Annotated in this window: 12 protein-coding genes; all 12 read right to left on the bottom strand. The window is 70.4% G+C overall.

Annotated features, from left to right (window positions below; translation table 11 throughout):
* Positions 1–227: 227 nt before the first annotated feature.
* On the bottom strand, positions 228–1,313 hold the full coding sequence (locus J7E88_RS14895; protein WP_215181019.1) for a DivIVA domain-containing protein: 1,086 nt from the start codon (positions 1,311–1,313) through the stop codon (positions 228–230).
* A 49-nt stretch (positions 1,314–1,362) separates the two neighbouring features.
* A complete protein-coding gene (locus J7E88_RS14890) occupies positions 1,363–1,659 on the bottom strand; it encodes a YggT family protein (protein ID WP_215181017.1) in 297 nt (98 codons plus the stop codon).
* 68 nt (positions 1,660–1,727) lie between these two features.
* Complete coding sequence (locus tag J7E88_RS14885) at positions 1,728–2,333, bottom strand: cell division protein SepF (RefSeq protein WP_215181015.1); 606 nt, start codon at positions 2,331–2,333, stop codon at positions 1,728–1,730.
* 124 nt (positions 2,334–2,457) lie between these two features.
* The gene (locus tag J7E88_RS14880) at positions 2,458–3,177 is read right to left on the bottom strand and encodes a YggS family pyridoxal phosphate-dependent enzyme (protein WP_215181013.1); all 720 of its coding nucleotides are present in this window, start codon (positions 3,175–3,177) and stop codon (positions 2,458–2,460) included.
* Positions 3,174–3,956 (bottom strand): peptidoglycan editing factor PgeF, encoded by a 783-nt coding sequence (gene pgeF, locus J7E88_RS14875; protein ID WP_215181003.1) that lies wholly within the window; start codon positions 3,954–3,956, stop codon positions 3,174–3,176. The genes J7E88_RS14880 and pgeF overlap by 4 nt, the downstream gene beginning before the upstream one ends.
* Positions 3,953–5,158, bottom strand: coding sequence for a cell division protein FtsZ (ftsZ, locus tag J7E88_RS14870; RefSeq protein ID WP_215181001.1), 1,206 nt, complete (start codon positions 5,156–5,158; stop codon positions 3,953–3,955). Before ftsZ ends, pgeF begins: the two co-directional genes overlap by 4 nt.
* Positions 5,159–5,443: 285 nt before the next feature.
* On the bottom strand, positions 5,444–6,259 hold the full coding sequence (locus tag J7E88_RS14865; RefSeq protein ID WP_215180998.1) for an FtsQ-type POTRA domain-containing protein: 816 nt from the start codon (positions 6,257–6,259) through the stop codon (positions 5,444–5,446).
* A 13-nt stretch (positions 6,260–6,272) separates the two neighbouring features.
* Positions 6,273–7,367, bottom strand: a complete 1,095-nt coding sequence (gene murG / locus J7E88_RS14860; protein ID WP_215180997.1) for an undecaprenyldiphospho-muramoylpentapeptide beta-N-acetylglucosaminyltransferase — start codon at positions 7,365–7,367, stop codon at positions 6,273–6,275.
* Between the two features lie 6 nt (positions 7,368–7,373).
* Positions 7,374–8,693 carry a putative lipid II flippase FtsW gene (gene ftsW, locus J7E88_RS14855; RefSeq protein WP_374196281.1) on the bottom strand — a complete coding sequence of 440 codons (1,320 nt, stop codon included), beginning with the start codon at positions 8,691–8,693 and terminating at the stop codon, positions 7,374–7,376.
* 449 nt (positions 8,694–9,142) lie between these two features.
* The gene (gene murD, locus J7E88_RS14850) at positions 9,143–10,555 is read right to left on the bottom strand and encodes a UDP-N-acetylmuramoyl-L-alanine--D-glutamate ligase (protein ID WP_215180995.1); all 1,413 of its coding nucleotides are present in this window, start codon (positions 10,553–10,555) and stop codon (positions 9,143–9,145) included.
* A complete protein-coding gene (gene mraY, locus J7E88_RS14845) occupies positions 10,552–11,622 on the bottom strand; it encodes a phospho-N-acetylmuramoyl-pentapeptide-transferase (RefSeq protein WP_215180993.1) in 1,071 nt (356 codons plus the stop codon). The genes murD and mraY overlap by 4 nt, the downstream gene beginning before the upstream one ends.
* Positions 11,619–13,046 (bottom strand): UDP-N-acetylmuramoyl-tripeptide--D-alanyl-D-alanine ligase, encoded by a 1,428-nt coding sequence (gene murF / locus J7E88_RS14840; RefSeq protein WP_215180991.1) that lies wholly within the window; start codon positions 13,044–13,046, stop codon positions 11,619–11,621. Before murF ends, mraY begins: the two co-directional genes overlap by 4 nt.

Below are 13,046 nucleotides of genomic sequence, written 5' to 3'. Positions count from 1 at the left end.
CCCGGAGCAACCCCCGAAGGGCGCTGCAGGGTCCGGGGCGAGCCTGGTTCGGAAAGGGACGGGGAGGGTAACCGCTCCGCGCAGCGGCCACGCGGCCACGCGGCCACGCCGCTACCCGCAGCGCGGGCGCGCCGGCGCGCGCAAAAGGCCGGGCCCGGAGTGCTAGTGCACTCCGGGCCCGGCCTCGCAGTCTGCCGACGGCTACGCGCGCTTGGCGCGCAGCCCCGTCAGTTGTCGTCCTCGTCGATCAGGAAGCCACGCATCGGCGACGGCGCCTGCTGCATCGGCTGCGGCGCCTGCGGCCGCACCGGTGCCATCGGCTGGGTCATCGCCGGCGACATCTGCTGCTGGCCTCCGTACGACGGACCCGACGGCGAAGGACCGTGGCCGCCCATCGTCTGGTTGCCGCCGTAGGACGGCGCGCTCGCACCGGCCGGGGCCATGGAGGGCGCCGGGGACGGCGGCAGCGACGCGGCCGCCGGATTGCGCGGCGGTGCCAGCGAGTCATCGGACTGGGTCTCCAGCTGACGCAGCTGGCTCTCCAGGTACGACTTCAGACGCGTGCGGTACTCGCGCTCGAAGCCCCGCAGGTCCTCGACCTTGCGCTCCAGCGTGGCGCGCGCGGACTCCAGCGAACCCATCGCGACGCGGTGCTTCTCCTGGGCGTCCCGCTCAAGCGCGTCGGCCTTGGCCCGGGCGTCGCGCTCGAGGCCTTCGGCGCGCGAACGCGCCTCGCCGACGATCTTGTTGGCCTCGGAACGGGCCTCGGCGATCGCCTGGTCGGCGGTCTGCTGGGCGAGCGAGAGCACACGCGCGGCGCTGTCGCCGCCGGGGCCCTGACCCATCGGGCCGCCCTGCGGGCCGCCGTGACCGCCCATGGGGCCGCCCATCGGGCCACCCATGGGACCGCCCTGCATCGGGCCGTGGCCCATCGGGCCGCCGGGACCCTGGGGACCGCCGTGGCTCGGACCGGCCGGCAGCTGAGGCGCACCACCGGGCAGCTGGGGGGGACCCATCTGCGGGGGCTGCTGCTGGACCGGCGGTCCGGATATGGCGGCGGGCACGGGTGCGCCGGGACCGCGGCCGTCCTGCGGCTCCGGCGGCTTGCGCATGCCCTGCTGCTGCTGGTTCTGCGCCGCCGCACGGGTCGCCGCGGCCAGCTTGGCGCGCAGGTCCTCGTTCTCGCGGAGCAGGCGGGTCAGTTCGGCCTCGACCTCGTCAAGGAAGGCATCGACCTCGTCCTCGTCATAGCCTTCTCGGAGGCGGACGGTCGTGAACTGCTTGTTCCGCACGTCCTCGGGGGTCAGCGGCATCTCTTCTTCACCTCTACGTAGTCGTCGGCAGTCGGCAGGACCGTATCGCTCACATCGAGTTCCCCACTCCACGAACGATGGAGATCAGGATGTAGACGATGATCATCAGAACGAAGAAGGACAGGTCGAGTGCCACGCCCCCGAGACGCAACGGCGGGATGAACCGCCGCAGAAGCTTGAGCGGTGGATCGGTGACAGTGTAGGTGGCCTCCAGAACGACCACCATCGCCTTACCGGGTTGCCATGAACGGGCGAACTGGAAGACGTAGTCCATGACCAGCCGGAAGATCAGCACGACGAGGAAGCACATCAGCACGATGTAGACCACATCCAATGCGACGCCCATCCCGCGCTTCCCTCTCCCCTGGCTCTCGTGGTACCGGCCTTGCGGCCGGCTCGTTCCCGGTGTCGTTCTCAGCTCTGGTTGAAGAATCCGCCCTCTGCGATGCGGGCCTTGTCCTCCGCCGTGACATCGACGTTAGCAGGAGACAACAGGAACACCTTCTGCGTAACTCTCTCAATGCTGCCATGCAGACCGAAGACGAGACCCGCGGCAAAGTCGACAAGTCGCTTCGCATCGGTGTCGTCCATCTCCGTGAGGTTCATGATCACAGGGGTGCCCTCGCGGAAGTGTTCCCCGATGGTACGGGCCTCGTTGTAGGTCCGCGGGTGCAACGTGGTGATGCGGTAAGGCTCCCGCTCGGACACGACCTTGGGCATGATCACCGGTGCGTTCTTCTCCAGGCTCGGACGTTCAGGTGTGATGGATGCCACGGGCGCGATGCGCGCCGGGCGCCCGCTCTCGACGGACAGGGGGGCCGGCTCGCGCTGCGGGGGCGGCGCCACCGCCCGGACGGGCTCTTCCCGCTCGACCTGGTGCGGGGGCTGGTGCCGCCGGTGCTCCCGCTCCGGCTCCGGCTCGGGTTCGAAGTCGTCATCGGGGTCGAAGCCCCGGCCGTCGTACCCATCGTCCTCCACGAGGCCGAGGTAGACCGCCATCTTGCGCATCGCGCCGGCCATTCTCTGAGTCCTCCGCTCTGTGGTGGATCGGCATTCGTCACCAAGTGCCCGCGATCCACTCGGTCTGCCCGCTTTGCGCGGAAATGACCATATTTTCTGCTGTGGTCCGACTTGCTTCGCGACGTTACCCGAGCCTGGGTCGGACTCCGAGTACCGCGGTACCGACGCGCACATGTGTCGCCCCGGCCGCCACGGCCTGCTCAAGGTCCGCACTCATCCCTGCTGACACCATGTTCGCAGCCGGATGGGCCACGCGCAGGCCGGATGAGAATTCCATCAGTCGCTCGAACGCCGCCTGTTGCCGTCCCGCGTACGGTCCGGCGAGTGGCGCGACGGTCATCAGCCCGTCGAGCCGCAGTCCTGGTGAGTCCGCGATCGCCGCCGCCAACTCCTCGATGCCGTCCGGCGCGACGCCGCCGCGCGCGCCCTGCTGCCCCGACTCGGCGTCCAGGGCCACCTGCACGAGGCAGCCGAGTTCGCGTTCGGCGCGCTCGGCGGCCGCCGACAGTGCGGAAACGAGCCTGAGCCGATCGACAGACTGCACAATATCGACATAACTCGCCACAGAACGGACCTTGTTGGTCTGCAACTGACCCACGAAGTGCCACGTGAGATCCAGATCCGAGCAGGCGGCGGCCTTCGGGGCCGCGTCCTGGTCGCGGTTCTCCGCCACATGCCGCACCCCCAGATCATGGAGGAGGCGAACATCGTCGGCCGGGTAGGTCTTGGTGACCACGACGAGGGTCACCTCCTCCCGCGCGCGGCCGGCGGCCTCGCAGGCGGCGGCGATCCGTTCCTCCACCTTCGCCAGATTCTCGGCGAGTTCGGTTCTGCGGTCCCTCATGCCTCTTCCCGGTCCTTGTCTTCCCGGCCTTCGAGGTCTTCCCGGCCCTCGAGCCAGACGTATCCGGCGAGCCGTCCGGTGGTGCGGTCGCGGCGATACGAGTAGTGGTCGCGCGACTCGCGTGTGCAGACCGGCGATCCGCGCAGGTCCGTCACGCCGAGTGCGGTCAGTTGGGCGTGCACCGCCGCGGTGACGTCGACCGCAGGGGTGCCCCAGCTGGTCTCGGACCAGGCGGCGGGTTCCGCTTGGGCCACTTCCGCCCGCATCTGCTCGGGTACTTCGTAGCAGCGACCGCAAATGGCGGGTCCCGTACGAGCAATGATCCGCTCCGGTTCGGCGCCGAGCGACCTCATGGCCTCGACGGTCGCCGGGACGATGCCGGCGATCGTTCCGGCGCGGCCGGCGTGCGCCGCACCCACGACGCCGGCAACCGGGTCGGCGAGCAGAACGGGCGTGCAGTCGGCGGTGAGCACCGCGAGCGCGAGTCCGCGCCGGGCGGTCACCACCCCGTCGAGGGACGGGATCGGCGCGTCCCCCCACGGTCCGTCGACCTCGGCCACGTCCCTGCCGTGGACCTGATTCATCCAGACGACCCCGGCCGGGTCGAGCCCGAGTGCCTCGGCGGCGATCGCGCGGTTGGTCCGCACGGCCTCGGCGTCGTCGCCGACGGCGCCACCGAGGTTGAGCTCCTCGTACGGAACGGCGCTCACCCCACCCCACCTGTCGGTGAAGGCGAAGTGCGCGCCGCTCTCGTCTATCGCGTCGTGCTGCACTGTCACTTCAGGAAGTCCGGAACATCCAGCTCTTCGGCCTGGGTGTCGTACGGACGGGCCGAGGGCACCTGCGGCGAGGCGGCCGACTGGTTGAGGTCGCCGGCGACCGGGGCCGGCTCGGCGGGGGCCTGGGGCTCCTCGCGTACGGGCACGGTGCCGAGGCCGCTCGTCGAACGGGAGCTCTCGGTCCGCTGCGGGGCCGCGGGCTCCTCGCGCTTGGCGGAGGCGGAGCCGATCACGTTCTCCCGGCGGGTCGGAGGCTGGCCGCCGTCGAAACCGGCTGCGATGACGGTGACGCGCACCTCGTCGCCGAGCGCGTCGTCGATGACCGCACCGAAGATGATGTTCGCCTCGGGGTGTGCGGCCTCGCTGACCAGCTGGGCCGCCTCGTTGATCTCGAAGAGGCCGAGGTCGCTGCCGCCGGAGATGGACAGCAGCACGCCGCGGGCGCCGTCGATGGACGCCTCCAGCAGCGGCGAGGAGATCGCCATCTCGGCCGCCGCCACCGCGCGGTCGTCGCCGCGGGCGGAGCCGATGCCCATGAGCGCCGATCCGGCCTCGGACATCACGGACTTGACGTCGGCGAAGTCGAGGTTGATCAGACCGGGGGTGGTGATGAGGTCGGTGATGCCCTGGACACCCGACAGCAGCACCTGGTCCGCCGACTTGAAGGCGTCGAGGACGCTCACCTGGCGGTCCGAGATGGACAGCAGCCGGTCGTTGGGGATGACGATGAGGGTGTCGACCTCTTCGCGGAGCTCGGCGATTCCGTCCTCCGCCTGGTTCGCGCGCCTGCGGCCCTCGAACGTGAAGGGGCGGGTGACGACGCCGATGGTCAGGGCGCCCAGCGAGCGGGCGATGTTGGCGACGACGGGTGCGCCGCCGGTGCCGGTGCCGCCGCCTTCGCCTGCGGTGACGAAGACCATGTCGGCCCCCTTGAGGACCTCCTCGATCTCCTCGCGGTGGTCCTCTGCCGCCTTGCGACCGACTGCCGGGTTGGCTCCGGCGCCGAGGCCTCGGGTGAGTTCACGGCCCACGTCGAGCTTGACGTCGGCGTCGCTCATCAACAGCGCTTGCGCGTCCGTGTTGATCGCGATGAACTCGACGCCCTTGAGACCGACCTCGATCATTCGGTTGATGGCATTGACACCACCGCCGCCGACACCGATGACCTTGATGACTGCGAGGTAGTTCTGCGGTGCTGCCACGTCGAAGGCCTCTCGCCTCGATTTACGTGTCGCCGCCTCGCGGGGCTGCGCTGCGACGACTGATGTCGAATGGGGACGGCTCGACCAATCTGACGGCCGACCCGAACCCTAACGGTGAAGTTTAGGGTTACCAGTGTGTCTGTTCCCTTGACTCTTCCGAACAGGACACTAAGTCGACAAGTGGCGCACGTTCAACGAACACGCCGAGCCTCCCGTTTTTCTTTTCACCCTATGTGATCACGCCCAGCCATGCCCAACCAGGGTGCTGGCCTGGGCATATGTGCGTCAACTCCCCGATACCGCAGGGGCGGTGGGGGCACTTACGTCGAAGTGGCGTGCGACGGGCGCGGCTTTCATCAGCGCCGTGAGTGTGCGAGCCTTCGCCTCCCCCTCCTCGGAGCTGCCCCACAGCACGGTGCGACCGCCCTTCAGCTCAAGGGAGATGCGGTCGTACGACCGCACGTCGACGGTGGTCAGATCGCGGACGATCCGGGCGGGCAGATCGCCCCGGACCCGGACGGCCTCGGCGACCAGCCGGCCGGCGCCGAAGCGCTTCGCGCTCGGGGAGCCGGCGGTCGTCAACTCCAGCCGCGGGACGCCTTTCGGGGCGGTCTCGACGGTCGCGAACCGGACGCTCTTGGCATCCACTTCGATGAACTTTCCGCTCTTTTCGAGCACCAGGACCGGCTTGCGCTCGGTCACCTCAAGACCGATTCCGTGCGGCCACGACCGTACGACGTCGACCGAGTCGATGCGGGGCAGCTTCTGACGCAGCCGCGCCTCGATGGCGTCCGTGTCGACGGCGATCAGCGGGGCGCCGATCGGCACCGCCGCCACCTCTTGGACCTGCTGGGGGGTGAGCACCTCGGTCCCGCTGATCCTCACGTGCTCGGCGCGCAGCCACTGGGAGCCGTACAGGACCCAGATCGCTCCCGCGGCCAGGAGGACGGCCGCGACGGCGACGGCCAGCACGCGCGAGCCAGGACGGCGGCGGCGGCCGCCGCCGTCGTCCTGGCGGGGCGGCCGGACCGATCCGTCGGATCCTGCGGATCCGTCACGGGGGTTTCGTGCACCGCGCTCGGCGGTGGTCGGTCCGGCCACGCTCCCTGCCTTCTCACGCCTGGCGGCGTGCAGCAATCGCCTCGTACACCATGCCGACGAGGAGCTCGTCGGCGTCCCGGCGGCCGAACTCGGCGGCCGCGCGCGACATCTCGTAGAGCCGGTGCGGATCGGCGAGCACCGGAAGGACGTTGCCCTGGACCCACTCGGGGGTCAGCTCGGCGTCGTCGACCAGCAGTCCACCGCCCGCCTTGACCACCGGCTGGGCGTTCAGCCGCTGTTCGCCGTTGCCGATCGGCAGCGGGACGTACGCGGCGGGCAGGCCCACGGCGGAGAGTTCGGCGACGGTCATCGCGCCCGCGCGGCAGAGCATCATGTCGGCCGCGGCGTACGCGAGATCCATCCGGTCCACGTACGGTACCGGCACATAGGGCGGCATCCCGGGCATGTTGTCCACATGCGGCATTTCGTTCTTGGGGCCGACCGCGTGCAGGATCTGGATGCCGGAGCGCTGGAGCACCGGGGCGATCTGCTGGATGACCTCGTTGAGGCGGCGGGCGCCCTGCGAGCCGCCGGACACCAGCAGCGTCGGCAGGTTGGGGTCGAGGCCGAAGGCCGCGCGGGCCTCGGGCCGCACCCGGGCGCGGTCGAGCGTCGCGATGGAGTGACGCAGCGGGATGCCGATGTAGCGGGAGTTGCGCAGCTTGCTGTCGGGGGTGGCGACGGCCACCCCGGCGGCGTACCGCGAACCGATCTTGTTGGCCAGGCCGGGGCGGGCGTTGGCCTCGTGGACGACGATCGGCACACCGAGGCGCTTGGCGGCGAGGTAGCCGGGCAGGGCGACGTAGCCGCCGAAGCCGACGACACAGTCGGCCTTGGTGCGCTCCAGGATCTGCTCGGCGGCCTTGATGGTGCCGCGCAGCCGTCCGGGAACGGTGATCAGCTCGGGCGTGGGCTTGCGTGGCAGGGGTACGGCGGGGATGAGCGCCAGCTCGTAGCCGCGTTCGGGAACGAGCCTGGTCTCCAGTCCGCGCTCCGTGCCGAGGGCCGTGATTCCCACGGCCGGGTCCTGCCTGCGCAGGGCGTCCGCGAGGGCGAGCGCTGGCTCGATGTGGCCGGCGGTCCCCCCGCCGGCGAGTACGACATGCACCGAAATTCACCGCTCTCCGGACGGACGCTTCTTGACGCGCCGTCTCATCGACTTCCATCTCACCCCAGGCCTCCGCGTGGCCAGGGCCGCTTTCGCGGCGGGATCCTGTCGCGCGAAGGCGATCAGCAGCCCGACGGCGAACATCGTCGGCAGCAGGGCCGACCCACCGTAGGAGAACAGCGGAAGCGGGACGCCGGCGATCGGCAGCAGACCGAGCACCGCACCGATGTTGATCACGGCCTGGGCCGTGATCCAGGTGGTCACACCTCCCGCTGCGTACCTCACGAAGGGGTCCTCCGTGCGTCCGGCAACGCGGATACCCGCATAGCCTAGAGCCGCGAACAACGCGACCACCGACAGCGTCCCCGCGAGGCCCAGTTCCTCCCCGGCGACGGCGAAGATGAAGTCGGTGTGCGGTTCGGGTAGTTGGCCCCATTTTTCCACACTTGCGCCAAGACCGGAACCGAACCATCCGCCGGAGGCAAGAGCATAGATGCCGTGCACGGCCTGCCAGCACTCGCCTTTGGGTCCAAGGTCGGTGGCGCCCATGCACTCGAGCCGGGACATGCGGTTCTCGTTGGTCCTGATCAGCAGCAGACCGACGAACCCGGCGATGCCGAGGACCCCGGCGAACAGGCGGGTGGGAGCTCCCGCCAGCCACAGCAGACCGAAGAGGATGGCGGCGAGGATGATCGCCGTGCCCATGTCCCCGCCGAGCATGATGAGCCCGAGGAGCAGGAACGCGACGGGGACGAGCGGGACGAGCAGGTGTTTCCACTGGGTCAGCAGCCGCTTGTCCTGCTTGCGGGCGAGCAGATCGGCGCCCCAGAGGATCAGCGCGAGCTTGCCGAATTCACTGGGCTGGAGCTGGAAGGGTCCGCCGAGGTAGATCCAGTTCTGGTTGCCGTTGACCGCATGCCCTATCCCCGGGACCTGCACGAGGACCATCAGGAACACCGCGCCGACGAGCAGCGGGTAGGACAGGGCACGGTGCAGCTTGACCGGCATCCGGGAGGCGAGGAACAGCAGCCCGGCGCCGATGAGGGCCGCGAGGAACTGCTTGCGGAAGAAGTACGAGGCGGGGAGGGAGTACTCCAGCGCCTGGATCATGGACGCGGAGTAGACCATGACGAGGCCGAGCACGGTGACCAGCAGGCTGCTGCCCAGGATGAGGTAGTACGCGGTGAGGGGCCGGTCCCAGGCCCTGCGCGCCTGCTCGTACAGCCGCCGGGGGCCGCGGGGTGCGCGAGGCGCCTTGGGGGCGCGGGAGCTCCCGCCCCGCAGCGCGCTCGGCCGTGGCACGTCGGCCCCGATCCGGTTGCGCAGGGCGAGCTGCCCGCCGTACCCGGTGGGGGCGGCGGAGCCGGCCGCGCCGGCAAAGGCGGGGACGGGCCCGGCGGGAAGCCCTGGCCCCAGGCTCCACGTGGTGGCCCGCCACACCGCAGCGATGTGCCGGACCCGCTCCAGCGCCACAGGCCGGGCATCGCCGGGCGAGGACGAGACAGCGTGGACGTGGGCGACGTGGCCGTCGGTGACGGGGGCTGCGACGGGCGGAGCCGTGGGGTCGTCGGCCACGGGGGCGGCGGGCGGCGGAGACGGCCTGCGCCGGCCTGCGGCCCCGGCGTCACCCTGCGGAGCCGGGCGAGCCCCCGGGGCCGATGCGGTGGGCGGGGGCGGCGCGGCGTTCCCCGTAGGGGTCGCGTTCCCGGTCGTGCTGGGCGGCATCGTCGCTGTCCCCTCCAGTCGTGCCCGGCGGCAGCCGGACCTGGCGGCTGTCAGCCCTGCTCGGCGGCGAGTGCGCGGACCGCTTCCGCGAAGGCCTCGCCTCGCTCGTTGTAGTTGGTGAACATGTCCATCGAGGCGCAGGCCGGGGCCAGCAGAACCGTGTCGCCGGGCCGGGCGAGCGAGGCAGCCTCGGCCACCGCTGCGGACATCGCCCCAGTGTCGGTCCGCTCGAGGTCGACGACCGGGACCTCGGGGGCGTGTCGCGCGAGGGCTTCCCGTACGAGGGCGCGGTCGGCGCCGATCAGGACCACACCCCGAAGCCGCTCCGCCGACGTGGCGACCAGTTCGTCGAACGTGGCACCCTTCGCCAGGCCTCCGGCGATCCAGACGATCGGGTCGTACGCGGCCAGAGAGGCTTGTGCGGCATGGGTGTTGGTGGCCTTGGAGTCGTCGATGTACGCGACACCGCCGACGTCCGCCACGTGCTCGATGCGGTGCGCGTCGGGGCGGAAGGCGCGCAGGCCGTCCCGTACGGCCGCGGGCGGGACGCCGAAGGCGCGGGCGAGCGCCGCGGCCGCCAGCGCGTTGGCGATGTTGTGCGGCGCGGGCGGGTTGACGTCGGACACCTCGGCGAGCTCCTGCGCCTGCTTCTGCCGGTTCTCGACGAAGGCGCGGTCGACGAGGATGCCTTCCACGATGCCGAGTTGGGACGGTCCGGGGGTGCCCAGCGTGAAGCCGATGGCCCGGCAGCCCTCCTCCACGTCCGCCTCGCGCACCAGGGCCTCGGTCGCGGGGTCGGCCACGTTGTAGACACAGGCGACCGTGTTGCCCTCGTAGATCCGGCCCTTGTCGGCGGCGTACGCCTGCATGGAGCCGTGCCAGTCGAGGTGGTCCGGTGCGAGGTTGAGGACCACGGCGGAGTGGGCGCGCAGCGAGGGTGCCCAGTGGAGCTGGTAGCTGGAGAGTTCGACGGCGAGCACGTCGTACGGCTCGTCGCCGAGCACGACATCGATGATCGGCGTGCCGATGTTCCCGATGGCGGCGGTCCGCAGGCCGGCTGCGGTGAGGATGGAGGCGAGCATCCGCGTCGTGGTCGTCTTGCCGTTGGTGCCGGTGACGGCGAGCCACGGCGCCGCGTCGGGACCGCGCAGCCGCCAGGCGATCTCGACGTCGCCGACGACGTCCACACCCGCCTTCGCCGCCGCCTCGAAGAGCGGGCTGGAGGGCTTCCAGCCGGGCGAGGTGACCACCAGGTCGGTGCCCTCGGGCAGCGTCTCGGCGTCGCCGAGACGCACCGCGACGCCCAGCTCGGCCAGTTCCGCGGCGCGTGTACGGAGCGCGTCGCTGTCACCGCCGTCCACGACGGTGACGGCCGCGCCGAGGCCGGCCAGGGCGCGCGCGGCACTGATGCCGCTCACGCCGAGGCCGGCGACGGTGATGTTCCTGCCCTGCCAGTCGCTCACTTGTCAGCTGCCCATCCCGCGTAGAAGAGGCCCAGACCCACGATCACGCACATGCCCTGAATGATCCAGAAGCGGACCACCACCAGGACTTCGGACCACCCCTTGAGCTCGAAGTGGTGCTGCAGAGGTGCCATGCGGAAGACGCGCCTACCGGTCATCTTGAACGAACCGACCTGGATCACCACGGACATGGTGATGAGGACGAACAGTCCGCCGAGGAGGGCGAGCAGGAACTCCGTACGGGAGCAGATCGCCAGGCCGGCGAGCGCGCCGCCGAGCGCGAGAGAGCCGGTGTCGCCCATGAAGATCTTGGCGGGTGAGGTGTTCCACCACAGGAAGCCGAAGCAGGAGCCCATCAGCGCGGAGGCGACGACCGCGAGGTCGAGCGGATCTCGTACCTCGAAGCAGGCGTTGGGATTGGTCAGGGTCACCGCGTTGGCGCAGGACTCCTGGAACTGCCACAGGCCGATGAAGGTGTACGCGCCGAAGACCATCACCGAGGCGCCGGTGGCGAGGCCGTCGAGGCCGTCGGTCAGGTTCACGCCGTTGGACATGGCGAGGATCATGAACAGCGCCCAGACGACGAACAGCACCGGGCCGATGGACCAGCCGAAGTCGGTGATGAACGACAGCTTCGTGGAGGCCGGGGTGTTGCCGCGGCTGTCGGCGAACTGCAGTGACAGCACGGCGAAGGCGATGCCGACGATCAGCTGTCCGGCCATCTTCGCCTTGGCGCGCAGACCGAGCGAGCGCTGCTTGACGATCTTGATGTAGTCGTCGAGGAAGCCGACGAGGCCCATGCCGGCCATGAGGAACAGCACCAGCACGCCCGAGAACGTCGGGTCCTCACCCGTGATGACCTTGGCGAGGGCGTACGCGATGAGCGTGGCCAGGATGAAGGAGATGCCGCCCATGGTGGGCGTGCCCTTCTTGCTGCCGTGCGTGCGCGGGCCGTCGTCGCGGATGAACTGCCCGTATCCCTTGCGGGCCAGCAGTTTGATCAGCAGCGGGGTACCGATCAGGGTCAGGAAGAGACCGATGGCTCCCGCGAACAGGATCTGCCTCATCGGACGGCACCCTCACCCTCGAAGCTGTCGAAGCCCTCGAGCAGAGCCTGTGCGATCCGCTCCAGACCGACCGACCTGGAAGCCTTCACCAGCACGACGTCTCCCGGGCGCAACTCCTTGCGCAACAGGTCGACCGCCGCCTGCGCGTCGGACACGTGCACCGACTCCTCACCCCACGAACCCTCGTTGTATGCGCCCAGTTGCAACCAGGACGCTTCCCTGCCCCCGACCGCGACGAGCTTGCCGACATTGAGCCGGACGGCGAGCCGTCCGACCGCGTCGTGCTCGGCGAGCGCCTCGTCCCCGAGCTCGGCCATCTGACCGAGCACCGCCCACGTACGGCCTCCCTTTGCCCGTGCGGCTTCGCCCATGGCCGCCAGTGCGCGGAGCGCGGCTCGCATGGACTCCGGGTTCGCGTTGTAGGCGTCGTTGACGATCGTCACGCCGTCCGGACGCTCGGTGACCTCCATGCGCCAGCGGGAGAGGGTGCCCGCCTCGGAGAGCGCGAGGGCGATCTCGTCCACAGGCATGCCCAGCTCATGGGCGACGGCGGCCGCGGCGAGCGCGTTCGACACGTGGTGCTCACCGTACAGCCGCATGGTCACTTCGCTGCACCCGGTGGGTGTGTGGAGCGTGAAGGAGGGCTGTCCGTGCTCCGTGAGCCGGACATTCTCGGCGCGCACCGCGGCGTCGGCCGCCTCGCCGAAGAGGAGCACGCGGGCTCGGGTGCGCGACGCCATGGCCCGCACCAGCGGGTCGTCGGCGTTGAGCACGGCCACGCCGTCGTCCGGCAGGGCCTCCACGAGCTCGCCCTTGGCCTGGGCGATCTGCTCGCGGCCGCCGAACTCGCCGATGTGCGCGGTGCCGACGTTGAGCACCAGGCCGATCCGGGGCGGGGTGAGGCCGGTGAGGTACCGGATGTGGCCGATTCCGCGCGCGCCCATCTCCAGCACGAGGTGCTCGGTGTCCTCGGTCGCGGTCAGGGCCGTGAGGGGGAGGCCGATCTCGTTGTTGAGGGAGCCGGGGGTCCAGACCGTGGGCGCCTTGCGCTGGAGCACCTGGGCGATCAGGTCCTTGGTGCTGGTCTTGCCGGCCGACCCGGTCAGTGCGACGACGTGGGCGCCGAGCCGTTCGACGACGGCGCGTGCCAGGCGGCCGAGCGCGGCCTGGACGTCGTCGACGACGATCGCGGGTACGCCGACGGGCCGGGCGGCGAGGACGGCGGCCGCGCCCGCGGCCACCGCTCGCTCGGCGTAGTCGTGGCCGTCGGCGTTCTCGCCCTGGAAGGCGGCGAACAGGCCGCCGGGTTCCACGGCCCGGGAGTCGATGACGACGGAGCCGGTCACCGGGGTGGCCGGATCCGGTATGTCGTACGACTGCCCGCCGACGATTTCGGCGATCTCGGCGAGGGAGAGGGCGATCAC

The sequence above is a fragment of the Streptomyces sp. ISL-10 genome (assembly GCF_018614575.1).
GTDB lineage: Bacteria > Actinomycetota > Actinomycetes > Streptomycetales > Streptomycetaceae > Streptomyces.
This window is presented reverse-complemented; position numbering and strand designations above follow the sequence as displayed.

Bases quoted from the DNA above. Each gene is read 5' to 3' on its own strand.
- J7E88_RS14895 (WP_215181019.1), bottom strand. From the start codon at position 1,313: ATGCCGCTGACCCCCGAGGACGTGCGGAACAAGCAGTTCACGACCGTC.
- J7E88_RS14890 (WP_215181017.1), bottom strand. From the start codon at position 1,659: ATGGGCGTCGCATTGGATGTGGTCTACATCGTGCTGATGTGCTTCCTC.
- J7E88_RS14885 (WP_215181015.1), bottom strand. From the start codon at position 2,333: ATGGCCGGCGCGATGCGCAAGATGGCGGTCTACCTCGGCCTCGTGGAG.
- J7E88_RS14880 (WP_215181013.1), bottom strand. From the start codon at position 3,177: ATGAGGGACCGCAGAACCGAACTCGCCGAGAATCTGGCGAAGGTGGAG.
- mraY (WP_215180993.1), bottom strand. From the start codon at position 11,622: ATGAGGCAGATCCTGTTCGCGGGAGCCATCGGTCTCTTCCTGACCCTG.